At 73.8% G+C, this 23035-nt stretch carries 24 protein-coding genes; 14 read left to right on the top strand and 10 right to left on the bottom strand.

Going from position 1 to position 23035, the window contains the following annotated elements; genetic code table 11:
* Positions 1-125: 125 nt before the first annotated feature.
* From BLQ67_RS10795 to BLQ67_RS10775, 5 genes are read left to right on the top strand one after another with little or no spacing between them, the layout of a single operon-like run.
* A complete protein-coding gene (locus tag BLQ67_RS10795; RefSeq protein WP_092504968.1) occupies positions 126-1562 on the top strand; it encodes a TrkH family potassium uptake protein in 1437 nt (478 codons plus the stop codon).
* Positions 1555-2226, top strand: coding sequence for a potassium channel family protein (locus BLQ67_RS10790; RefSeq protein ID WP_092504966.1), 672 nt, complete (start codon positions 1555-1557; stop codon positions 2224-2226). Before BLQ67_RS10795 ends, BLQ67_RS10790 begins: the two co-directional genes overlap by 8 nt.
* A gap of 5 nt (positions 2227-2231) precedes the next feature.
* Positions 2232-2612, top strand: coding sequence for a YchJ family protein (locus tag BLQ67_RS10785; protein WP_092504965.1), 381 nt, complete (start codon positions 2232-2234; stop codon positions 2610-2612).
* A 5-nt stretch (positions 2613-2617) separates the two neighbouring features.
* Positions 2618-3238, top strand: coding sequence for a DUF4166 domain-containing protein (locus BLQ67_RS10780; RefSeq protein ID WP_092506898.1), 621 nt, complete (start codon positions 2618-2620; stop codon positions 3236-3238).
* Positions 3235-4182, top strand: coding sequence for an epimerase (locus BLQ67_RS10775; RefSeq protein WP_092504963.1), 948 nt, complete (start codon positions 3235-3237; stop codon positions 4180-4182). Before BLQ67_RS10780 ends, BLQ67_RS10775 begins: the two co-directional genes overlap by 4 nt.
* Before the next feature lie 16 nt (positions 4183-4198).
* Here the strand turns inward: BLQ67_RS10775 and proC are convergent, their stop codons facing one another.
* Positions 4199-5041, bottom strand: coding sequence for a pyrroline-5-carboxylate reductase (gene proC / locus BLQ67_RS10770; protein WP_092504961.1), 843 nt, complete (start codon positions 5039-5041; stop codon positions 4199-4201).
* Positions 5042-5064: 23 nt separating this feature from the next.
* Here proC and BLQ67_RS10765 point away from each other — a divergent pair, with 23 nt between their 5' ends.
* The 3 genes from BLQ67_RS10765 to BLQ67_RS10755 are packed head-to-tail and all read left to right on the top strand — an operon-like array spanning position 5065 to position 6806.
* Positions 5065-6027, top strand: a complete 963-nt coding sequence (locus tag BLQ67_RS10765; RefSeq protein WP_092504959.1) for a cation diffusion facilitator family transporter — start codon at positions 5065-5067, stop codon at positions 6025-6027.
* Between the two features lie 9 nt (positions 6028-6036).
* Positions 6037-6477 (top strand): hypothetical protein, encoded by a 441-nt coding sequence (locus BLQ67_RS10760; RefSeq protein WP_092504957.1) that lies wholly within the window; start codon positions 6037-6039, stop codon positions 6475-6477.
* A 26-nt stretch (positions 6478-6503) separates the two neighbouring features.
* On the top strand, positions 6504-6806 hold the full coding sequence (locus BLQ67_RS10755; RefSeq protein ID WP_092504955.1) for a hypothetical protein: 303 nt from the start codon (positions 6504-6506) through the stop codon (positions 6804-6806).
* Here BLQ67_RS10755 and tadA read toward each other — a convergent pair.
* Entirely contained in the window at positions 6803-7270 is a 468-nt protein-coding gene (gene tadA / locus BLQ67_RS10750; RefSeq protein WP_269457081.1) for a tRNA adenosine(34) deaminase TadA, read from the bottom strand. The two genes, BLQ67_RS10755 and tadA, sit on opposite strands and share 4 nt — an antisense overlap.
* Positions 7271-7311: 41 nt before the next feature.
* Between tadA and upp the strand changes: the two genes are divergently transcribed.
* Positions 7312-7947, top strand: a complete 636-nt coding sequence (gene upp / locus BLQ67_RS10745; RefSeq protein ID WP_092504953.1) for a uracil phosphoribosyltransferase — start codon at positions 7312-7314, stop codon at positions 7945-7947.
* 402 nt (positions 7948-8349) lie between these two features.
* Positions 8350-9066, top strand: coding sequence for a winged helix-turn-helix domain-containing protein (locus BLQ67_RS10740; protein ID WP_092504951.1), 717 nt, complete (start codon positions 8350-8352; stop codon positions 9064-9066).
* Between the two features lie 27 nt (positions 9067-9093).
* On the opposite strand, the gene BLQ67_RS10735 is transcribed toward BLQ67_RS10740, so the two are convergent.
* Entirely contained in the window at positions 9094-10287 is a 1194-nt protein-coding gene (locus BLQ67_RS10735; protein ID WP_157674805.1) for a heparan-alpha-glucosaminide N-acetyltransferase domain-containing protein, read from the bottom strand.
* 110 nt (positions 10288-10397) lie between these two features.
* A complete protein-coding gene (locus BLQ67_RS10730) occupies positions 10398-10856 on the bottom strand; it encodes a 2'-5' RNA ligase family protein (RefSeq protein WP_157674804.1) in 459 nt (152 codons plus the stop codon).
* A 300-nt stretch (positions 10857-11156) separates the two neighbouring features.
* Here BLQ67_RS10730 and BLQ67_RS10725 point away from each other — a divergent pair, with 300 nt between their 5' ends.
* Positions 11157-15689: an ATP-dependent helicase gene (locus BLQ67_RS10725; RefSeq protein ID WP_092504947.1), complete on the top strand. Its 4533-nt coding sequence runs from the start codon at positions 11157-11159 to the stop codon at positions 15687-15689.
* A 25-nt stretch (positions 15690-15714) separates the two neighbouring features.
* Positions 15715-16503, top strand: a complete 789-nt coding sequence (locus BLQ67_RS10720) for a DNA-formamidopyrimidine glycosylase family protein (protein ID WP_092504945.1) — start codon at positions 15715-15717, stop codon at positions 16501-16503.
* Here the strand turns inward: BLQ67_RS10720 and BLQ67_RS10715 are convergent.
* Genes BLQ67_RS10715 through BLQ67_RS16450 form a run of 4 tightly spaced genes read right to left on the bottom strand, consistent with a single transcriptional unit; the run spans position 16494 to position 19716 of the window.
* Complete coding sequence (locus BLQ67_RS10715) at positions 16494-17837, bottom strand: hypothetical protein (RefSeq protein WP_092504944.1); 1344 nt, start codon at positions 17835-17837, stop codon at positions 16494-16496. The genes BLQ67_RS10720 and BLQ67_RS10715 overlap by 10 nt on opposite strands.
* Positions 17834-18181 carry a PadR family transcriptional regulator gene (locus tag BLQ67_RS10710; protein ID WP_092504942.1) on the bottom strand — a complete coding sequence of 116 codons (348 nt, stop codon included), beginning with the start codon at positions 18179-18181 and terminating at the stop codon, positions 17834-17836. Before BLQ67_RS10710 ends, BLQ67_RS10715 begins: the two co-directional genes overlap by 4 nt.
* 58 nt (positions 18182-18239) lie before the next feature.
* The gene (locus BLQ67_RS10705; RefSeq protein ID WP_092504940.1) at positions 18240-18896 is read right to left on the bottom strand and encodes a hypothetical protein; all 657 of its coding nucleotides are present in this window, start codon (positions 18894-18896) and stop codon (positions 18240-18242) included.
* A gap of 31 nt (positions 18897-18927) precedes the next feature.
* Complete coding sequence (locus BLQ67_RS16450; protein WP_157674803.1) at positions 18928-19716, bottom strand: alpha/beta fold hydrolase; 789 nt, start codon at positions 19714-19716, stop codon at positions 18928-18930.
* 63 nt (positions 19717-19779) lie between these two features.
* On the opposite strand from BLQ67_RS16450, the gene BLQ67_RS16445 reads away from it, so the two are divergent.
* Both BLQ67_RS16445 and BLQ67_RS10695 read left to right on the top strand, forming a co-directional pair.
* Complete coding sequence (locus BLQ67_RS16445) at positions 19780-20472, top strand: hypothetical protein (RefSeq protein ID WP_157674802.1); 693 nt, start codon at positions 19780-19782, stop codon at positions 20470-20472.
* 153 nt (positions 20473-20625) lie between these two features.
* Complete coding sequence (locus tag BLQ67_RS10695; RefSeq protein ID WP_092504936.1) at positions 20626-21201, top strand: GNAT family N-acetyltransferase; 576 nt, start codon at positions 20626-20628, stop codon at positions 21199-21201.
* Positions 21202-21209: 8 nt separating this feature from the next.
* Here BLQ67_RS10695 and BLQ67_RS10690 read toward each other — a convergent pair whose 3' ends face one another.
* Both BLQ67_RS10690 and BLQ67_RS10685 read right to left on the bottom strand, forming a co-directional pair.
* The gene (locus BLQ67_RS10690) at positions 21210-22103 is read right to left on the bottom strand and encodes a carbohydrate kinase family protein (protein ID WP_092504934.1); all 894 of its coding nucleotides are present in this window, start codon (positions 22101-22103) and stop codon (positions 21210-21212) included.
* The gene (locus tag BLQ67_RS10685) at positions 22103-22999 is read right to left on the bottom strand and encodes a pseudouridine-5'-phosphate glycosidase (RefSeq protein WP_092504932.1); all 897 of its coding nucleotides are present in this window, start codon (positions 22997-22999) and stop codon (positions 22103-22105) included. The genes BLQ67_RS10690 and BLQ67_RS10685 overlap by 1 nt, the downstream gene beginning before the upstream one ends.
* Positions 23000-23035: the final 36 nt, after the last annotated feature.

Genomic DNA, 23035 nt, shown 5'->3' with positions numbered 1-23035 from the left:
GCATGCGCCGCGTCCAACGCCGCGCGCGAGACGACCCCCGGCGAGACGCCGTCGCCTGAGCCTCGGCGTCGCCTGGCAGGTCTACGCTCAGGGTCGCACGCGAGTGCGCCAGCGTGAGGAGCGCGATGTTGGAGACGGCCGCGCAGCGGGACGACGGTCCTCTGCTCGCACGCGTCCGCGACCGCATCGAGGCGTTCGCGAGCCAGTACCCGGCACGCTTCGCCATCGTCGTCTTCGCCGTGCTCAACATCATCTGGACGCTGCTGTTCATGACGCCGCTCGCGACGCGCGGCGACGAGCCGCCCGCGTCGTTCATCGATGCGCTCTTCACGGCCGTGAGCGTCATCTGCGTCACGGGCCTCGCGACCGTCGACATGGCGACGCACTGGAGCCCCTTCGGCAACGCGCTCGTGCTCGTGGGCGTGCAGGTGGGCGGCATCGGCGTGCTGACCCTCGCGTCGCTGCTCGGCATGACCGTCGCGCGCCGCCTCGGCCTCAAGCAGCGCCTCATGGCCGCAGGCGACACCAACCCCTCCCGCGTGCGCAAGGGCGTCGTGAAGGAGGGGCAGGCCATCCGCCTCGGCGACGTCGGCGGGCTGCTGAAGATCATCGCCCTCTCGGTGCTGACGATCGAGGCCGTGCTCATCCTGCTGCTGCTGCCGCGCATCCTGCTCGAGGGCGTGCCCTTCTGGGATGCGCTGTACCAGTCGGTCTACTACGCGTTCATGTCGTTCACGAACTCGGGATTCATCCCCACGGTCGAGGGCCTCACGCCGTACGCGACCGACCCGTGGTTCCTCGGCGTCATCATGCTCGGCGTCTTCATGGGCGCCCTCGGCTTCCCGGTCTACTTCGTGCTGCTGCGCAACCTCAAGCACCCGCGACTGTGGTCGCTGCACGTCAAGCTCACGCTCTTCGGCTCGCTCGGCCTCTTCGTCGCCGGCGGCCTCGCCTACCTCGTGCTCGAGCTCGGCAACGCCGACTCATGGGGCGACGCGGACTTCGGGCAGCAGCTGCTGCAGTCGCTGTTCATGTCGACGATGTCGCGCTCGGGCGGCTTCGCGACGCACGATCTCAGCGAGCTCAACAACTCGAGCCTGCTCGTGACCGACATGCTCATGTTCATCGGGGGCGGCTCCGCCTCGACGGCGGGCGGCGTCAAGGTGACGACGCTCATGATCCTGTTCCTCGCCGCCATCGCCGAGGCACGAGGGCGCAAGTCGATGGAGGCGTTCGGCCGCCGCATCCCCTCCGACGTGCTGCGCCTCGCCGTCTCGGTCGTGCTGTGGGGCGCGACGATCGTCGCCGCATCCACGATCCTGCTGCTGCAGATCACGCACGAGCCGCTCGACTACGTGCTGTTCGACGTCATCAGCGCGTTCGCGACGTGCGGCCTCTCGACGGGCTTCACGCACGGCGACCTGCCCTGGGCGGCGAAGGCCGTGCTCGCCGCGACGATGTTCGTCGGCCGCATCGGTAGCGTTACCCTCGCTGCCGCGCTGGCGGCGAGCCAGACGCAGCAGCTGTTCACCCGCCCCGAGGAGAGGCCGATCGTTGGTTGAGCGCATCCCGCACGACGCCCCCGTGCTCGTCATCGGCCTCGGCCGGTTCGGCGCCGCGACGGCAGGGCAGCTCGCGCGGCTCGACCGCGAGGTGCTCGCGATCGACGACGACATCTCGCTCGTGCAGAAGTGGTCGGAGCGCCTCACGCACACGGTGCAGGCGGATGCGCGCTCGATCGACGCGCTGCGCCAGGTCGGCGCGCAGGACTTCTCGATCGCCGTCGTCGCCGTCGGCTCGTCGATCGAGGCCTCGGTGCTCATCACCGCGAACCTCGTCGACCTCAAGATCCCGCAGATCTGGGCGAAGGCCATCAGCCAGAGCCACGGCAAGATCCTGTCGCGCATCGGCGCGAACCACATCGTGTACCCGGAGGCCGAGGCCGGCGAGCGCGTCGCGCACCTCGTCTCGGGCCGCATGCTCGACTACATCCAGTTCGACGACGACTTCGCGATCGTGAAGATGTACCCGCCGAAGCACCTGCGCGACGTGCCGCTGGCCGAGTCGCGCATCCGCTCGAAGTACAACCTGACGGTCGTGGGCGTGAAGAGCCCCGGCGGCGCGTTCACGTACGCGACGCCCGAGACGGTCGTGTCGGCGCACGACCTCGTGATCATCTCCGGCAATCAGGCCGACATCGAGCGCTTCGCGGCGCTCGGCTCCTGAGCCGCATGCGCTGCCCCTGCTCGACGGGCCTGCCGTACGCGGAGTGCTGCGAGCCCGTGCACGACGGCGCCCGACCCGCGCCGACGGCCGAGGCGCTCATGCGCTCGCGCTACTCGGCGTTCGCGCTGCACCGCACGGACTGGCTGCTCGCGTCGTGGGATGCGGCGACGCGGCCCGCGACGATCGAGACGGGCGACGAGCGCTGGATCGGGCTCGAGATCGAGGCGACGGAGGCCGGCGGCCCGTTCGACCGCGAGGGCACGGTGACGTTCCGCGCGTCGTACGTCGAGGACGGCGAGCGCTTCGTCGTGCACGAGCGGTCGCGCTTCGCCCGCACGGACGCGTGGCGCTACGTCGACGGCCACGCCCTCGGCGGCACGCGGTGACGGCGATGCGCGCCGACCTCGCCTCGCCGTACGAGCGTGCGATCGGCGACCGCGCCCGCGAGCTGCACCCGACGCTGCAGCGCTACTTCTCGACGATCCCTGAGGGCTCGGTCGGCATCGGCGAGGGCACGTTCGCATGCGTCGGCACGCCGCGCCGATGGCTGTGGCCCGCGCTGCGTCTGCTGCAGGGGCGCGGCGTCGCCGCCGCGACGTGGGCTCGCGACGTGCCCTTCCGCGTGCGCAACCGCACCGTCGCCGGGCGGGCGGTCGCCGAGCGCATCCTCGAGCTGCCCACGGGCACGTGGACGATGCGCGACGCCGTGCATCGGACAGCACGCGGCACCCTCGTCGACGTGCTGGGCACCCCTGCGACGCTCGCCGCGGCCTTCGCGCTCGACGTGCGCGACGGCGCGCTGCACCTCACGAGCACCCGCGTCGGCGTGCGCGTCGGCAGGCTGCGCGTGCCGATCCCGCGCGCCGTGGCCCCCGTCGTCGCGCTGCGCGAGCGGTACGACGAGGCCACGGGCCTGCAGGAGGTGTCGGTGACGGTCGCCGCACCGCTCGTCGGGCGCATCTTCGAGTACCGCGGCACGTTCGCGTACCGCATCGAGCAGGAGGCAGCATGACCGGCAGGGTGGTGGTCGGCGGCGCCGGCGGGTTCATGGGCTCCGTGCTGGTGGACCGCTACCGCGCGAGCGGTCGCGAGGTCGTGACCGTCGGACGCGCGGGCGCCGACGTCGACTGGCACGATCGCGCTCGTCTCGCTGCGGCGATCGACGGCGCCGCCCTCGTGCTCGGGCTCGCCGGCAAGAGCGTCAGCTGCCGCTACACGGCCGACGCGCGGCGCGAGATCGTGCGATCGCGCGTCGAGACCACCGCGGCGCTCTCGGATGCCATCGCGCGCGCCGAGAACCCGCCGGCGCTGTGGGTGAACTCGTCGACCGCGACGATCTACCGGCACGCGATGGACCGTCCGCAGACCGAGTCGACGGGCGAGCTCGGCACGGGGTTCTCGGTCGAGGTCGCCAAGGCGTGGGAGGAGCGGCTCTTCCGCGACGACCTGCCTGGCACGCGCCGGGTCGCGCTCCGCAGCGCGATCGTGCTCGGCGACGGCGGCGTGCTCGGCACCCTCCGCCGGCTCGCGCGGCTCGGGCTCGGCGGCGCGAACTGGGACGGACGATGGCCGACGACGCGCGCGCGGCTCGACGCCGGCACCGCGCATCGTCAGGGCTCGCGGCACGGCCTGCAGCGCTTCAGCTGGATCCACCTCGACGACGTCGCGCGGTCGATCGACCACATCGAACGGCACGACGCGCTCGCCGGACCCATCAACGCCGCGGCGCCGAACCCCTCCGACAACCGCACGTTCATGCGCCATGTGCGCGAGGCGCTCGGCGTGCGCGTGGGCCCGCCGATGCCGAGGTGGATGTCGGAGGTGGGCGCCGCCGCGATCGGCACCGAGACCGAGCTCATCCTCAAGAGCCGTTGGGTGCTGCCGGAGCGGCTCGTCGCATCGGGCTTCGCGTTCCGTCACCCGCAGCTCGAGGAGGCGGTGCGCGCCTCGCTCTGAGCGCGCTCGCGGATCGCTACTCCGCCGCGATCTCCGCGGCTCGCGCCGCGGCCGCAGCCGTCGCACGATCGAAGATCGCGCCGAGGCCGGCGTCCTGCAGCACCTCCACGGCGCGCTCGGTCGTGCCCCTGGGGCTCGTGACGCGGCGGCGCAGCTCGGCGGGCTCGATGCCGGGCTCGCGCTCCTTCGCGTCGGCGAGCAGCGCGCTCGCACCCGCGAACGTCTCCTGCACCATCGTCGCCGCCTGCTCGGGCGTGAACCCCATGCGCTCGGCGGCGCCGGTGAGCTGCTCGATGAGCAGGAACACGTAGGCGGGGCCCGAGCCCGAGATGGTCGAGAGCGCGTCGATCTGCGCCTCCTCGACGACGAGCACCTCGCCCACGACCTCGAACACCGATGCGGCGAGCGCCACCTGCTCGGCCGTCGCACGCGAGCCGCCGGCGACGCCCGTGACGCCGCGGCCCACGTGGCTCGGCGTGTTCGGCATCGCGCGCGCGACGGCGACCGACTCGGGCAGCAGCGCCTCCATCGCGGCGCACGTCGTGCCGACGGCGAGCGAGACGACGATCGTGCCGGGCCGCAGCGACGGACCGATCTCGGTGAGCAGGTCGGCGATCATGTACGGCTTGACGCCGACCACGACGACGTCGGCCTCGGCCGCCGCCGACGCGTTGCCGCCCGGCTCGTCCTCGAGCGCGATCGAGCGCACCCCGTCGGCCGCGGCGGCCTCCGCCTTCGCCCGCGAGCGGTTCGTGGCGGTGAGCGACGTCGCCGACCTGTCGGCGACGAGGCCCGCGAGGATCGCACCACCCATCGAGCCTGCTCCGAGGATGGCGATGGACGGCAGCGAGGTGGTCATGACGTCCAGCGTATGGTGGGCGCGTGAGCGAATCGCATGGCACGAAGGCGGTGATCGCCGCGTTCCTCGCGAACACGGGGATCGGCATCACGAAGCTGATCGCGTGGCTGCTCTCGGGCTCCGCGTCGATGCTCGCCGAGGCCATCCACTCGTTCGCCGACTCGGTGAACCAGCTGCTGCTGCTGCTCGGCGGTCGCCTCGCGAAGCGCAAGGCCGACATGGAGCACCCGTTCGGCTACGGCCGCGAGCGGTACGTGTGGGCGTTCATCGTCGCGCTCATCCTGTTCTCGGTCGGTGGCCTCTTCTCGATCCTCGAGGGCATCTCCAAGCTGCAGGAGCCGCACGAGCTCGAGAACGCGTGGATCCCGCTCGTCGTGCTGGGCATCGCGATCGTGCTCGAGTCGTTCAGCCTGCGCACCGCGGTCGTCGAGTCGCGCAAGGTGAAGGGGAACGCCGGCTGGTGGCGGTTCATCCGCACGTCGCGCTCGCCCGAGCTCCCCGTCATCCTGCTCGAGGACGTCGCCGCCCTCACGGGCCTCGTCTTCGCCTTCACGGCCGTGACGCTGTCGGTCGTCACGGGCGACCCGACGTTCGACGCCATCGGCACCCTCGCGATCGGCGCGCTGCTCATCGTCGTCGCGATCATCCTCGCGGTCGAGATGAAGTCGCTGCTCATCGGCGAGGGCGCGACGCCCGAGGACCACCAGCGCATCCTCGCCGCGATGAACGGCTCGGAGGACGTCGAGGCCGTCATCCACATGAAGACCCTCTACCTCGGCCCCGAGGAGCTCATGGTCGCGGCGAAGGTCGCCTTCCCGCCGTCGGCGAACGTCGAGGACGTCGCCCGTTCGATCGACGCGCTCGAGCGCCACGTGCGCGAGGCGGTGCCTGTCGCCCGCGTCATCTACATCGAGCCCGACATCTACGTGGCGCGCCCCGACATCGCGCCGTCGACCGACCACATCGTGATCCAGAGCGGCAACTAGGAGCCCACCGTGGAGATCGTCTACAGCCTGCTCGTCGCAGCGCACCTCATCGGCGTCTCGCTGCTCGTCGGCACGTTCTTCGTGCAGATGCGCGCGAAGCTCGGCTTCCGCTTCTCGCTCATGCTCATCGGCGCGAGCATCCAGCTCGTCTCGGGCCTCGCGCTCTACGGGCTGCAGATCGCGTTCGACGACCCGAACCACATGAAGCTCGGCATCAAGACGCTCATCGCGGTCGCGGTGTTCGTCGCGTCGCTCGTCGCGTTCGTGCAGCAGCGCCGCCTGCAGGCGACGCGCGCCGGCCTCGTCGCGACCGCCGACGGCGGCATCGCGCAGGTCTCGGCCGGCCAGGGCGTCGTCGGCGTCGTCGACGACTCGCGCCTCAAGCCGCTCTTCCACGTCGCGGGCGGGCTCGCGGTCGTGAACCTGCTCGTCGCCACCCTCTGGCGCTGACGCACCCTCGCGGATCGGACGAGCGGATGGAGTGGGTCGCCTGGGTCGTGCTGGCCGTCGGCATCGTCGTGCTGATCGCGCTCGCGCCGCGCCTGCACCGCCGCGAGCGCGAGCGGCAGCGGGTGCGCGGCACGATCCCGGGCGGCTTCGGCGACGTCGACGAGGTGTGGCGGCCGACGGAGCACGCCGCGCGCATGGAGCGCGAGCAGCGCGAGGAGGCGGGCGAGGAGTCGCAGGCGCCCGGCGAGCCCGAATGGGCGCACGGCGACCTGCCGCCCGAGCTCGCCGACGCCTCCGACGACGAGCGCCCGGGCCGCGACGACCGCTAGCGGCGCTCGCCGAAGAAGTCGGTGAGCAGGCTCGCGCACTCGGCCTCGAGCACGCCCGCGACCACCTCGGCACGCTGCGGCAGGCGCCGCTCGCGCAGCACGTCGAGCACGCTGCCCACAGCGCCCGCCTTCTCGTCCCAGGCGCCGAAGACGACGCGCGGGATGCGGGCGGCCAGGATCGCGCCTGCGCACATGGGGCACGGCTCGAGCGTGACGACGAGCGTGCAGTCGTCGAGGTGCCAGTCGCCCCGTGCGGCGGCCGCGGCGCGCATGGCGACGACCTCGGCGTGGGCGGTGGGATCCGCGTGCAGCTCGCGCTCGTTGCGGCCCGTCGCGAGCACGGCGCCGTCGGGGCCGACGAGCACGGCACCGACGGGCACGTCGGCCTGCGGCGCGGCCGCGGCGGCCTGCGCCTCGGCGATCGCGAGCCGCATCCAGACCTCGTGCTCGGGGGCGTGGCGCACGCGCGCTCCTGACTGGTGCTGCGGATCGGTAGCCTGAGCCTATGCGAGTGCACGTGGCCGACCATCCGCTCATCACGCACAAGCTCACGGTGCTGCGCGACCGCGAGACGCCGTCGCCCACGTTCCGTGCGCTGACGAACGAGCTCATGACGCTGCTCGCCTACGAGGCGACCCGCAGCGTGCGCGTGGTCGAGAAGCAGATCTCGACGCCCGTGACCGAGACGACCGGCGTCGCGATCGCCGAGCCGCGCCCGCTCGTCGTGCCCATCCTGCGCGCGGGCCTCGGCATGCTCGACGGCCTCATGCAGCTGCTGCCGACCGCCGAGGTCGGCTTCCTCGGCATGGCGCGCAACGAGGAGACGCTGCAGCCGTACACGTACGCCGAGCGCCTGCCCGACGACCTCTCCGACCGGCAGTGCTTCGTGCTCGACCCGATGCTCGCGACGGGCGGCTCGCTCGCGGCGGCCATCCAGTTCCTCTTCGACCGTGGCGCCGTCGACGTGACGGCCATCTGCATCCTCGGCGCGCCCGAGGGCATCGCGAAGGTCGAGCGCGAGGTCGAGGGCCACGACGTGACGCTCGTGCTGGGCGCGCTCGACGAGCGCCTCGACGAGCAGGGCTACATCGTCCCCGGCCTCGGCGACGCGGGTGACCGCCTCTACGGCACGGTCGACTGACTCGACCCCTCTCGCCTCGCAACGGGGCGACCTGCCGGGATGACGCCGGGCGACGCCCCGCGACGCCCGATGACGTCACACTTCGTCATGCGCGGGGCACGCCCGTGTTGACGGATTCGCGCGTGCAGTGCAAGGATCGTGCGCATGACGACGACCCTTGCTCTCTCGACCACGCTCGTGGCCCGGGGAGATGCCGGCATGATGATGCCGGCCGTCGCCATGTGTCGAATGTGCGCGTGAGGCTCGTTCCGCCCCGCACTCCCGCCCGCCGGCCGCAGCCTCGCTGCCGCCAGCGCTGAGCGCCCCAACGGTCGCTCGCCCGAGTCTCCTCGGGTCCGCAGAACCTCGACACCCCGCGTGCGAGACCGACGTCGGTCGCACGCCCAGCCGGAAGGCACCGCGATGTCCATCGCCATCACCCACATCCAGTCCAAGCAGTCCACCCTCGCCACCGACGGCAACCTCGCCCTCGCGCCGCAGCCCGCAGCCCCCGAGGCCGAGCGCCGCTCCCCCGTCCGCGCCGTGCCCGCAGGCACGGAGGCGCGCGGCTTCGTGCTCTACGTCGGCCTCGGCGAGGACGCGTCGGAGGCCGACGGCATCGAGCTCGCCGAGCTCGTCACCGAGCTGAAGCGCCTCACGGCCCGCCTGTCGCCGTCGGCGCAGACGCACGCCGCCGTCGCCCTCGCCCCGGCAGGCGCCGGCGGTCGCGACGTCGACGTCGTGCGCCGTGCGCTGCAGGATCCGTCGCTGCGCAAGGCCGAGACGCCCGTCGAGGAGCCCGCGCTCGACGTGACGATCGACCTGTCGCGCAAGCGCGTCGCGATCGGCGACGACATCGCGCCGCTCACGTACAAGGAGTTCGAGCTGCTGCAGTTCATCGTGCTCCGCGAGGGCCGCACGGTCGAGCGCACCGAGATCATCGACGCGCTGTGGCCCGACTCCGACGACGAGGCGCGCCCCAATGAGCGCACGATCGACGTGCACGTGCGTCGCCTGCGCTCGAAGCTCGGCGACTGGGCCGACATCGTGCGCACGGTGCGCGGCGCCGGCTACCGGTTCGACCGCCACGCCGACGTCACGGTGCTCGCCCCGCACGCCGCGTCGCCCGACCGCTTCTAGTCCTCGCGCCGCCGCCCGGCGCGGCCGTCACGAGCGACGCACGCCCGCAGCACCCGCCATCCATGCGGATGCGGCGCGCGTGACCCGCTCGAGCGGTCCCGTGCCGAGCAGCACCATCCACGCCGTCGTCGCGACGAGCAGCACGACCGTCAGCAGCGGCCACATGGCCCCTTCCCTGGCCTCGGCCGCTGCGAGCCCGCCGCTCGCGGCGATCGCGACGATCTGCGCCGAGTAGGCGGTGAGCGGCATGCTGCCGAGCGCGGCGAGCGGCAGCAGCAGCCATCGCAGCGGGCGCGCGAGCAGCAGGCAGAGGCCGACGATCGCGGCGGCCAGCCCACCCGATCCGACGATCTCGAGCGTGGCGCCCGAGTGGGGCGCGACCTCGATGAGCGCCCACAGCGGGCGCAGCGGGATGCCGAGGGCCGCGAGCCGCTCGAGCATGGGCGACGGGTTCGCGCCCGCTGCCGTGAGCGCCTCGGCGGGGCCGGCGAGCAGCGTGCCGATGCCGTAGCCGGCCGTCGTGACCGCGGCGCCGCCGAGCAGCAGCGCGACGCCCGTGCGCACGCGCAGCAGGTCGGTGCGGCCGATGGCCATGCCCGCGAGCAGCAGCGGCATCCATGCCGTGACGGGATACGGGCCGAACACGAGCGCGATGCCCTCGCCGTAGACGTCGGGCGAGAGCAGGCGCACGCACGCGAGCGACACGGGGCCGAGCAGCGCGAACGCGCCCGCCGCGATCCACAGCGACCGCACGCGCATCCGAAGGAAGGGGATGATCGCGACGAACAGCACGCCGTAGATCGTGAGGATGATCGCGATGCCCGTGCCGACGAGCTCGAGCGCGCAGCCGATCGCGAAGACGACCGCGCCGCGCCCGACGAGGCTGAGGCGGAGGCGCGGGAGGTCGGCGACGTCGGGTCTGCGGGATCCGCCCGAGAGCAGCGCGATCGAGATGCCGGCGACGAGCGCGAACAGCAGCGACGAGCGCCCGTGCACCAGCGCCGTCCACGTCTCGATGCGCTCCCACTCGAAGGGCGCCGTCATGCCGACGTGCGCGCCGATCATGCCGATCACCGCGACGCCGCGGGCGACGTCGATGCCCATGACGCGCGGTGGCCTGCCGAAGTCGCGCAGGCGACGCAGCGGTGCGGGCAGGTCGGCCGTCGGCCGCTCGGGCTCGGGGGCGCGGTCGGCGTCGGCCCGGCTCGTCGTCTGCGTCATGGGTCCGCCCTCGGTCGGAGGCGTCGCGAGCGCGCATGCCGCACGCGACGTGCGAGCATCCTCCACCCGCGCGCCACATGCCCGAGCGGGTGGGGGACGCCGCGGCGGCGTCAGGAGGCGGCGCGCCGAGCGGCGGGCGGCGGCAGCACCGCCTCGACCACGGCATCCGCGCCGTCGAGCCGCGCGATGGCGACGCACGCGATCGCGACGCGGTCGCCCGTCGGCATCGGCACGGCGGCGCCGAGCGTGAGGTGCGGCCGGTAGCCGGCGCGCCACTGCCGCGGGGCGTCGGCGGCGAACCCGGGCAGCTGCACGAGGGCGGTCGCGAGCCGCTCGTGCGCGCGCTCGATGCCCGTCGAGGCGACGAGCAGCACCGGCACGTCCTCGCGCTCGCCGAACCAGGCCATGCGGCCGAGCCGTGCGTCGAGCGAGCCGACGTCGCGCAGCGCGTCGTCGACGACGCCGGGCAGCGTCGTCGGGTCGTCGAGCCGCAGGTTCGACGCGAGCGTCACGTGCGCGGGCCACGCCGCGCACGCGAACGACACGCCCGGACGGATCGGGGCGAGCATGGCTGCGACGGTCCATCGCATCCGCTGCTCGCCCACGGCATCCAGCCTCTCGCAGCCGCGGCCGAAGAGCCACAGAGAAATCACAGGCTCCTGATGCCCCGCTCGTTACCGATCCGTTATAGCGTGGGGCACACGTTGATGGTTGTGCTGTGGCCATCAGCGGAGGGTGTGATCCGAGATCCACTCTGGTGCAAGGGACTGGGGCCGGTCGAGTGAACTCGACCGGCCCTTGCGCATGTCCGCGGCATGGTGCCGCGCAACCCCGCCCGTCGTGTCGGACGCGTGGGATTGGATGGGTGGATGCCCGACGCCCTCGACGCCCTCGGACCCGCCACCGCGGCGTGGTTCCGTGGCGCGTTCTCGGCGCCGACGCCGGCGCAGGAGGGCGCGTGGGCGGCGGCGCGCGGCGGCGGCAGCGCCCTCGTCATCGCCCCGACGGGCTCGGGCAAGACGCTCGCGGCCTTCCTCACGGCCATCGACCGGCTGGCGAGCGAGCCGAAGCCCGACGACCCGCTGCGTCGCACGCGCGTGCTGTACCTCTCGCCGCTCAAGGCGCTCGGCGTCGACGTCGAGCGCAACCTACGCAGCCCCCTCGTGGGCATCGCGCGCACTGCCGCCGAGCTGGGCCTGCCCGCGCCCGACATCACGGTCGGCGTGCGCTCGGGCGACACCCCGCCCGTCGAGCGCCGGCGACTGCTGAAGACGCCGCCCGACGTGCTCATCACGACGCCCGAGTCGCTCTTCCTCATGCTCACGAGCGCCGCGCGCGAGACGCTCGCGGGCGTCGAGACGATCATCGTCGACGAGATCCACGCCGTCGCCTCCACGAAGCGCGGCGCGCACCTCGCCGTCTCGCTCGAGCGGCTCGACGCCATGCTCGAGCGGCCGGCGCAGCGCATCGGCCTCTCGGCGACCGTGCGCCCGCCCGAGGCGGTCGCGCGGTTCCTCGGCGGACCGCATCCCGTCACGATCGTCGCGCCCGAGTCGCGCGGCCGCGTCGAGCTGCAGGTCGTCGTGCCCGTCGACGACATGAGCGACCTCGGCTCCGCTCCCCCGCGCGAGGGCGCGACGAGCGCATCCACCGACGTGACGAGCCCGCAGCAGCAGTCGATCTGGCCGCACGTCGAGGAGGCGATCGTCGATCGCGTCGTCGAGCAGCGATCGACGATCGTGTTCACGAACTCGCGACGTCTCGCCGAGCGCCTCACGTCGCGGCTCAACGAGATCTGGGTCGGCCGCCAGGTCGAGGCGGGCGACGTGGATGCGACGCCGGCGCCCGACCGCATCCCGGCGCAGATGATGGGCCAGTCGGGGCAGACCTCGGGCGCCGAGCCCGTGCTCGCGCGTGCGCACCACGGCTCGGTGTCGAAGGAGCAGCGCGCGCAGATCGAGGACGACCTCAAGCGCGGGCACCTGCGCTGCGTCGTCGCGACGTCGTCGCTCGAGCTCGGCATCGACATGGGCGCCGTCGACCTCGTCATCCAGGTCGAGTCGCCGCCGTCGGTCGCGTCGGGCCTGCAGCGCGTCGGCCGAGCCGGCCACCAGGTGGGCGAGGTGTCGAGGGGCGTGCTCTTCCCCAAGCACCGCGCCGACCTCGTGCACGCGACCGTGACGACCGAGCGGATGCGCGAGGGGCGCATCGAACGCATCGCGGTGCCGCAGAACCCGCTCGACATCCTCGCGCAGCAGACCGTGGCGCACACGGCGCTCGGCCCCGTCGACGTCGACGACTGGTTCGAGATCGTGCGGCGCTCGGCGCCGTTCGCCTCGTTGCCGCGCTCGGCGTACGAGGCGACGCTCGACCTCGTGTCGGGCCTCTACCCCTCCGACGAGTTCGCCGAGCTGCGCCCGCGCATCGTGTGGGATCGCGTCTCGGGCACGCTCACGGGCCGCCCGGGCGCGCAGCGACTCGCGGTGACGAGCGGCGGCACGATCCCCGACCGCGGCATGTTCGGCGTCTTCCTTGCCGGCGCCGAGCGCGGCGGCCGCGTGGGCGAGCTCGACGAGGAGATGGTCTACGAGTCGCGCGTCGGCGACGTCTTCGCGCTCGGCGCGACGAGCTGGCGCATCCAGGACATCACGCACGACCGCGTCGTCGTGACGCCCGCGTTCGGCGAACCGGGCCGCGTGCCGTTCTGGACGGGCGACGCCATGGGTCGATCCGCCGAGCTCGGCGCCGCGATCGGCGCATTCCTGCGCGAGGCCGGGCAGTGGACCCCCGAGGCGGCGCAGACGCGGCTCGCGGATGCGGGGCTCGACCCGCGCGCCGCGCAGAACCTGCTGGCGTTCCTCGCCGAGCAGCGTGCGGCGACGGGGCAGCTGCCCTCCGACCGCACCCTCGTGGTCGAGCGGTTCCGCGACGAGCTGGGCGACTGGCGCGTCGTGCTGCACTCGCCGTACGGCAACCGCGTGCACCAGCCGTGGGCCCTCGCGATCACCGCCCGCATCCGCGAGCGGCACGGCTTCGACGGCGGCGCGATGGCCTCCGACGACGGCATCGTCGTGCGCCTGCCCGATACCGACGCCGACCCGCCGGGGCCAGAGCTCTTCGTGTTCGACCCCGACGAGCTCGAGCAGATCATCACCGAGCGCGTCGGCGACTCGGCCCTCTTCGCGTCGCGCTTCCGCGAGTGCGCGGCCCGCGCGCTGCTGCTGCCTCGCCGCAACCCCGGTCGCCGGTCGCCGCTGTGGCAGCAGCGCCAGCGCGGTGCGCAGCTGCTCGAGGTCGCGCGCCGCTACCCGGCGTTCCCCATCGTGCTCGAGACCGTGCGCGAGGTGCTGCAGGACGTCTACGACGTGCCGGCGCTGCGCGAGGTGGCCGAGTCGATCGCGAGCCGCCGCATCCGCCTGCTCGAGGTCGAGACGGCCGACGCGTCGCCCTTCGCACGGTCGCTGCTGTTCGGCTACGTCGCGTCGTTCCTCTACGAGGGCGACGCCCCGCTCGCCGAGCGCCGTGCCGCCGCGCTCTCGCTCGACACGACGATGCTCGCCGAGCTGCTCGGCAGGGCCGAGCTGCGCGAGCTGCTCGACCCCGACGTCATCGCGACGACCGAGGCGCAGCTGCAGCGCACGCATCCCGAGCGACGCCTCAAGGGCGTCGAGGGCGCCGTCGACCTGCTGCGCCTGCTCGGCCCCATGGACACGGCGGCCCTGCGCGAGCGCCTCGAGCCCGCGTCGATCGCCGACGTCGACCTCGACGCCGCGCTCGACGGGCTGCGCCGCGAGCAGCGGGTCATGCGGCTGCAGATCGCCGGCGCCGAGCGCTGGGCGGTCGTCGAGGATGCCGCGCGCCTGCGCGACGCGCTCGGCGTGCCGCTGCCCGTCGGCCTGCCCGAGGCGTACCTCGCGCCCGTGCCCGATGCGGTCGGCGACCTCGTGAGCAGGTACGCGCGCACGCACGGGCCGTTCCAGCCGGGCGACGCGGCAGCATCCCTCGGCCTCGGCGTCGCCGTCGTGCACGACGCGCTGCGCCGCCTCGCGGGCGATCGGCGCGTGCTCGAGGGCGAGTTCCGGCCGGGGTCGACGGGCACCGACTGGTGCGACGCCGAGGTGCTGACGCGGCTGCGGTCGCGGTCGCTCGCGGCGCTGCGCAAGGAGGTCGAGCCCGTCGAGCCCGAGCAGCTCGCGCGCTTCCTGCCTGTGTGGCAGCACGCAGACCGGTCGCTGCGCGGCGTCGACGGCGTGCTGCAGGTCGTCGAGCAGCTCGCGGGCGTCGCGGTACCTGCGAGCGCATGGGAGTCGCTCGTGCTGCCGAGCCGCGTGCGCGACTACCAGCCGGCGATGCTCGACGAGCTCACGAGCACCGGCGAGGTGCTGTGGAGCGGCGACGGCACGATCGCGGGCAGCGACGGCTGGGTGCGGCTGCACCTCGCCGACACGGCGCACCTCACGATCGACGCGCCGTCCGAGGCGCCCGACGTCGCCGGGCAGGCCGTCCTGGATGCGCTGGCGAACGGCGGCGGCTGGTTCTTCCGGCAGCTGCAGCAGTCGCTCGACGTGCCCGACGCCGAGCTCACGGCGACGCTGTGGCAGCTCGTGTGGAGCGGCCACGTGACGAACGACACCCTCGGTGCCCTGCGCATCCGCACCGGCTCGGCGTCGCGGCGCGTGCGCCAGCCCGTGCGCACGCGCGCCTACCGGGGTCGCATGCGGCCGCGAGGCACGTCGCAGGCCGCGGCCCCCGAGGTCGGCGGTCGGTGGACGCTCACGCCCGAGCCCGAGACGGATGCGACGGTGCGGCGGCTCGCGAACGCCGAGCAGCTGCTCGAGCGCCACGGCATCGTCACGCGCGGCGCCGTGCAGTCGGAGCAGGTGGTCGGCGGCTTCGCGGCGGCGTACCGCGTGCTGACGCAGCTCGAGGAGGCGGGGCAGACGCGCCGCGGCTACTTCGTGCTCGGCCTCGGCGCCGCGCAGTTCGCGACGCCCGCGACCGTCGACCGGCTGCGCGCGTTCGGCATGGACCCCGACCAGGCGCCGCCGCTCGTCGCCCGCACGCTCGCCGCGACCGACCCTGCGAATCCCTACGGCGCCGCCCTGCCGTGGCCGCAGCGCGACGAAGGGCACCGGCCGGGTCGCAAGGCGGGCGCGCTCGTGACGATCGTCGACGGCGCGCTCACGCTGTTCGTCGAGCGCGGCGGGCGCACGCTGCTGACGTTCGACGACGAGCCCGCGCGCCTGGCCGCGGCAGCCGCATCCCTCGCCTCGGTCGCCCCCGCGCTCGGCCGCCTCGCCGTGCACAGGGTCGACGGCGACTCGGTGCTGGGCTCGGCGCTCGACCCCGTGCTGCGCGAGGCGGGCTTCGCGCTCACGCCCAAGGGGCTGCGGCTCGGATGAGCGGCTCGCGGATGCGGAGCGCCTGATGCCCGAGGGCGACACGGTCTGGCGCACGGCGCGCTCGCTGCACGAGGTGCTCGCGGGCCAGACGCTCACGACGTTCGACCTGCGCGTGCCGCAGCACGCGACGGCCGACCTCGCCGGCTCGACCGTGCGCGAGGTCGTGGCGCGAGGCAAGCACATCCTGCACCGCATCGACGAGCCCGGCGGCGACGCCTGGACGCTGCACACCCACCTGAAGATGGACGGCTCGTGGCATCGCTACCGCGCCGGGTCGCGCTGGCAGCGCCCGGCGTACACGGTGCGGGCGGTGCTCGACACGGCCGAGTGGCAGACGGTCGGCTACCTGCTGGGCGTCGTCGACCTCGTGCGCACCGCCGACGAGGACACGGTCGTCGGCCACCTCGGCCCCGACCTGCTCGGCCGGGACTGGGATGCGCAGGTCGCGGCCGCCAACCTCGCGAGCGATCCGGAGCGCGAGATCGGCGTCGCGCTGCTCGACCAGCGCAACCTCGCCGGGCTCGGCACGATCTACCGCGCCGAGCTGTGCTTCCTGCGCGGCGTCTCGCCGTGGCGCCCGGTCGGCGAGGTCGACGACCTGCCGGGCATGGTCGCGCTCGCCCGGCGCATCATCGGCGCGAACCGCGCCCGCGTCGAGCGCACCTTCACGGGCTCGCTGCGCCGCGACCGGTACTGGGTCTACGGCCGCGAGCACGAGGCGTGCCGCCGCTGCGGCACGACGATCGAGCGCGGTCACCTCGGCCCGCCGACGATGGAGCGCGTCGCGTACCGCTGCCCCGTCTGTCAGCCGTAGGCGGGCTCGGGGATCGCACGCGCGTCACGGCGTGCGCGCACGAGCGCGGCGACCACGAGCGGCACGCCCGCGATCCACGTCACCGGCACGAGCCACGCGAACGCCTGCGACAGCAGCAGCGCGGCGACGATGCCCGTCGCGAGCGCCGCAGGCAGGCGCCACGACGCGCGCGGCAGCACGAGCAGCGCCGTGCCGGCGAGCGCTGCGCCTGCGCACGCGGCAGATGCCGCGATGACGGCGGCGTACGCGAGCCGGGCCTCGCCGAGCACGATGGCGGAGCAGGCCCCGAGGACGGCGACGAGCAGCGCTGCGGCAGGCGCCCACGCCCACGCGCCGACGACGGAGCGCACCATGTGGGCGCCTGCGACGACGATCGCGATGGACCCCGCGGTCGCGAGCGCCGTCACGAGCCGCATCGCGCCGCCGTCGACCGGCACCATGCCGAGGTTGGCGACGATGCTGAAGACCGTCGTCGGCACGCCGATGCACAGCGCGACGCCGCCGAGGGTGCCGACGAGCTGCGGCGACCACGACGCGCACGGCTCGGCATCGACGCGGTCCGCGCGCATCGCGGCGAACGCGACGAGCAGCAGCGCCATGGCGACGAGCGCGAGCAGCGTCGACGGGGCGAGGCCGACGGTCACGGCGCCGGCGATGCAGGCGCCGACGAACGCGAGCGGCCAGCGCAGCCAGGCGGCGATGCCGACGGGCAGCAGGTCGCCCAGCAGCGGCACCGCGCACGCGGCCACGAGCAGGCATGCCGGCACCGTCACCCACGACGGCGCCAGGCCCGACACGGAGGTCGACCCGTCGCCGTGCTCGGTGACGGTCGGGTAGAGCGTCGCCACGATGCTCGCGACCGCGAGGACGACGCCCACGATCGCGGGCCCGGCCGCCGCGAGCAGCAGTGGGGAGGCAGCGACGGCGCGGCGGGCTCCGACGAGCGCGAGCAGGCTCCACGCCACCAGCGGGAGCGCGACGGCGAGCAGGAGCACCGGCGTCGCCAGGTCGACGATCGGGATCGGCACGAACGCCTGCGATCCCGGCGGGATCGGGATGCTCGGGCCCGCGAAGGGGTCGATCCGCGCGAGACCGAGGGCCACGAGCACCACCGCGAGCGTCGCGGCGGCGAGGACCGCCGCCACCGTCGGCGACGCGTGCGCCGCGACGCCGTGCACGCGGATCGACCACGCGTCCGCGCGCGCCGGCTCGTCGAGCCCGCGCGCCTCGGCGTCGTCGAGCAGGGTCGCGAGCATCACCTCGCCGTGCTGCTCGCGCCACGACCGCGGGTACCAGCGCAGCAGCGCACGCATCCGCTCCTCGAGCAGCGTCATGCGTGAGACTCTCGTGCCGTGCGCGTCTCCCGCGAGGCGAGACGACCGCGCGCCGCCTTCGCGCGCGCCTCGAGGGCCGCGGCCTCGAGCTCGAGCGCGTCGATGCCGGCGTCCGCGAGCACGTAGTAGCGGCGGGCGCGACCGTCGACGACCTCCTCGCCGTCCGGGGCCGCGAGGCCCTCGCGCACGATGCGCTCGAGCGCGGCGTAGAGGGTCGTGACCCGCAGCGCGACGGCACCGTCGCTCATCCGCTCGACGTCGCGCAGGATCGCGTAGCCGTGCCTGCGGCCTTCCGCGAGAGAGGCGAGGATCCAGAAGGTGGACTCGGTCATGCGCTGCGCCATGCAGGTACGGTACCGAGGATGCGATATTCCCGCTAGTGGAACATCTGGCCAGCCGTGCTCAGCGCACCACCCAGTGCAGCACGCGCCGCGGCATCTCGAGCAGGTAGTCGGTGTCGTCGGGATAGGCGAGCGCGATCGAGATGTCGTCGCCGACGAGATGGTGGATCGACTCGACGTCCTCCCAGATCGACGTCACGCGGATCTCGCTGCGACCGTCACCCAGGTCGCGCGTCGTGATGCCCGAGCGGATGATGCCGGGCGAGCCGCTGTAGTCGTCGTGCTTCGTCGCGCGCATGTGCACGATGAACTCGTCGACGCGCACCGTCTCGACGAGCGCGATCGCCTCGCGCACGACGGCGCCCACGGGTGTCTGCATGCCGCCATCTCCTCGTTCGTGGTGCCGCACCGTCCACAGCCGCACGCGCTGCGGCTGTGCGAGCAGGTACTCGTCGTCGTCGGGGTAGGACAGCGGCCGCGTCAGGTCGTCGCCCGACATGGCTCGGATCGCCGCCAGATCGCGCCACACCGACAGCACCCGCACCTCCGTGCGCCCGTCGCCCAGATCCCGCGCATGGATGCTCGTGCGCAGGTTGCCGTCGAGCGTCACGTAGTCGTCGTACGACGTCGTGCGCATGTGCGCGAGGTACTCGTCGACGCGCGCCGTCTCGACGAGCGCCGACCACTCGCGCGCGATGGCGCCGGGAGGGATGTGCACCTGCACACGCTGGCACGGAACCGAGCATGACTCAAGGCCTCGCGTGGGCGGCGAGGAACGCGAGCGCCTGCTCCTTGAAGTGGCGGGACGTGATGGCGTTGAGATGGTTGCGGCCCGGGATGGGCGCGAAGCGGCCGTCGGCGAGCGCCTCGACGAGGGAGGCGGTGTCGGGCGCGTGGTCGTCTCGGTCGCCCGTCATGAGCAGCGTCGGCACGTCGGGGGCGTGCGCCGCGGGCGCGAAGGGCGTGCGCGCGACCTCGGTCGCGAGCGCCACGAGCGCCGTCGGGTCGTTCTCGGGCAGCGCCGTCGCGAGCCGCACCACGAACGCCGCGGCACCGGTCGGCTCGGCCTCGCCGGCCAGCGCACGCCTGGCCAGGTCGCCGTCGAGGCCGCGGAACGGGTCGCCTGCGGGCAGGCCGCCGAGCGCGAGCGCCGAGAACGCCTCCGGATGCACGGCCGCGTAGCGCCAGCCGAGCCGCGAGCCCATCGAGTAGCCGAGGTAGCCGGGCTGCTCGCCCGCGAGCCCCGTCGCGGCGAGCACGGCATCCACGTCGCCCAGGAATCGCGACACGTCGTAGTGGCCGGCGCCCGGCCGGTCGCTGCTGCCGTGGCCGCGCAGGTCGAGCGCGACGCCGCGCAGCCCCGCCTCGGCGAGCGGACGATCCCAGCCGGCGTCGAGCCAGTTGCGCTGCGTGCTCGACGAGAAGCCGTGCACCATGAGCACGGGCGAGCCGGCGGGGTCGCCGAGCTCGTGGACCGCGAGGCGGGTGCCGTCGTCGGCCACGACGACGCCGGGTGCGGGGCGGGGCTCGGTGGGCATGCATCCATCCTGGCCCCGTGCGCACCCCTCCCCGACGGCGGGTGCGCGCAGTACCGTGGCGGCATGGCTGCGACCGGCACGTCGACGCCCGAGGCCGGGCGCACGGGACGACGGCTGCGGCTGGCCGACGTGCTGCCCGAGGTGGGTCGGTCGCGGCACGACGCGACGCACGCGGCGTCGGCGCGTGCCGTGCGCTGGCCCGTGCTGCTGCGATCGGCGCTGCCGACGGTGCTCGTGGGCATGCCGATCGTGCTCGACCTCGCGGGCGTGCACGTGGAGGCGGCGCTCGTGTCGATCTGGACGATCGCGCCCGCCGCGATCGGCCTCGTCATCGTCGTGGCGCTCGCCGCCGTGCGCGCCGCTCGGGGCGACGTGACGGTCGCCGACGGCGGCGTGCGCGTGGCCGGATGGCCCGCGTTCGACGTCGCCGACGTGCACGAGGTGCTGCCCGTCGCGTGGCGCGACCACGCCGCCGAGCGCCGCGTCGACCTCGCGCTCATCGCCGCCGACGGCGGCCAGCTCGCGCTGCTCGACGGCGCCCGCTACCGCGGCGTCGACCTCGTGTCGGTGCTCGGCACCCTCGCCGGTCGCGTGCGCCCGCCCGTGCGCACGCATCTCGCGAACGCGCGTCGGCTGCGCGGCGCGCATCCGCAGGCCCTCGACCACCGCGACGCGCGGCTCGCGGCCATCCAGTGGTTCACGACGATCGTGGGGTTGCTGTCGTCGGCGGTCGCGTCGTTCGTGGCGCTCGCCTGACGCCGCGGCTGGATCTGTGCATCGCAGGCGATTCGGGGGAGCGGAGGGGCATCGTCCCTCGGCACCCCCGAATCGCCTGCACGACGCAACCCGGCTCCGGCGGAGGGCGTCCAGCCCCTGCCGCTCGTCGGTGGGGCGTGGCAGCGTGACGGCATGGCGATCGAGGTGCTGCCCGCGACCGACTACCAGGACGTCGCGACGATGGTCGGGCCCAAGAAGGATCCGAACGGCAACGTCTGCTGGTGCCTCTCGTACCGCGTGACCCCGAAGGAGAACCAGGCGCTCACACGCACGGCGCGCGGCCGCAAGGTGTCCGCGCTGCTGCGCGCGGGCGAGCCCATCGGCGCGCTCGGCTACGACGACGGCGAGGTCGTGGGATGGGCGGGGCTCGCGCCGCGCGCGTCGACGTCGTTCGCGACGAACCGGCGCATCCCGCACGTCGACGACCTCGACGCGTGGAGCGTGTGGTGCATCCGCGTGCGACCCGGGCACCGCGGCGAGGGCATCGCCCACGAGATGCTCGCCGGTGCCGTGCGCATCGCGCGCGAGGCCGGAGCGCCGGCGATCGAGGGCTACCCCGTCGACAACGCCGGCGAGAAGGTCGAGATGACGATGGCGTACGTCGGCACGCGCGCGCTGTTCGAGGCGGCGGGGTTCGAGAAGGCCGCCGACACGACGTCACGGCTCGACGGGTTCCCGCGCGTCGTCATGCGGCTCGACCTGCGCTGAGCGGCGCGTCAGGCAGCGGCGGCGTGCGCTGCCGGGGCCGGGCGCGCACCGCGCACCGACACCGCGATGGCCGCCATCTCGACGCCGCGTCGTGCGGCGTTCACCGGGTCGACGCCGCCCACGACGTGCGCGACGAACGTCGCCGTGAACGCATCCCCCGCCCCCGTCGGATCGACGAGCTGCGCCGGGATCGACGGCACGAACTGCCGCGCGCCGCGGTCGATCACCACGACGCCCGTGTGGCCGAGCGTCAGCGCGACGACGGGCGCGAGATCGGCGAGCGCGGCACCGATCGCCGCGGCGCCCTGCTTGCCGGTGATCATCGCGCCCTCGTCGAGGTTCGCGACGAGGATGTCGGCGCCGTGCAGGGCGTCGAGCGCCACGTCGACGCCGAGATCGGAGATCGAGCCCGCCGAGCCGATCGTGCACGACACCTTCGTGCCGAGCGCGTGCGCGCGATCCACGAGGCGGCCGACGGCCTCCGCGTGCCCCGACAGCAGCGAGTAGCCGGTGACGTGCACGACGTCGACGGCGCCGAGGAGCGCGTCGCCGATCTCGTCGGGGTCGACGAACGCGTTCGCGCCGCGGTCGGTGAGCATCGTGCGCTCGTCGCGGTCGACGAGCACCACGATCGTGCCGGTCTCGTGATCGGGGTCGCCGACGATGCGCGCGTCGACGCCGACCTCCGACAGCAGCGCGGTGTGCCTGGCGACGTCGAACGCGCCCACGCGGCCGACGAACGTCGTCTGCACGCCGGCGGCGGCCATCCACGCCGCCGTGTTCGCGGCGCTGCCGCCCGGACGGCGCACGATCTGCGCGTCGGTGTCGGTGTCGGGGCGGATGCGGCCGTCGGGGAAGACGAGCACGTCGTCGATGACGTCGCCGAAGGTGAGCGCGCGCATCAGCGGGCCGCGTAGGCCGTCGCGATCGCGGCAGCGAGTCGGATGTTGGAGCGCACGAGGTCGAGGTTCACCTCGAGGCTGCGGCCCTGCGAGAGCTCGACGATGCGGCCCAGCAGGTACGGCGTCACGGCCTTGCCGTGGATGCGGTCGCGCTCGGCCTCGGCGCTCGCCTGGGCGACGACGGCGTCGTGCTCGATCGGATCCCACTGCCGATCCTCGGGCAACGGGTTGGCGACGACGAGTCCGGCGTTCGCGCGCGTCGCATCCTGCTCGCGCAGGATCGCGGCGACCTCCTCGGCCGTCTCGACGCGCCAGTCGAGCTCGTGCGTGCTCGACGAGAGCCAGAACAGCGGGAACCGGTCGGTGCGCCAGCCGACGACGGGCACCGACAGCGACTCCATGCGCTCGAGCGTCGCGCCGACGTCGAGCACAGACTTCACGCCGGCGCAGACGACGGCGACTGGGTGCGACGCGAGCGTGGGGATGTCGGCGGACTCGTCGAACGACGAGGTGGCGCCCTGGTGCACGCCGCCGAGGCCGCCGGTCGCGAAGACTCGGATGCCCGCCTGCGCCGCGATCGCGACGGTGCCGGCGACGGTCGTGGCGCCCGTGCCCCTGCGTGCGCGGAGGATGGGGAGGTCGCGCACGCTCGCCTTCGCGACGCCCTCGCCCGCGATGCGCTCGAGGGCGGCGTCGTCGAGGCCGACGCGGCCGACGCCGTCGACGACGGCGATGGTGGCGGGCACGGCGCCGGCGTCGCGCACGATCTGCTCGAACTCGCGAGCGGCCTCGAGGTTGCGCGGCCTGGGGAGTCCGTGGCTGATGATCGTGGACTCGAGCGCGACGATCGGGGCGCCCGCGTCGAGCGCCTCGCGGACCTCCGGGGCGATGTGCATCGGACCAGGGTAGACCTCGATCCCTGAGAAAGCGAG

The sequence above is a fragment of the Agrococcus jejuensis genome (assembly GCF_900099705.1).
Classification (GTDB): domain Bacteria; phylum Actinomycetota; class Actinomycetes; order Actinomycetales; family Microbacteriaceae; genus Agrococcus; species Agrococcus jejuensis.
Note: the sequence above shows the minus strand (reverse complement) of the source record. Positions and strands in the feature narration are given on the sequence as shown.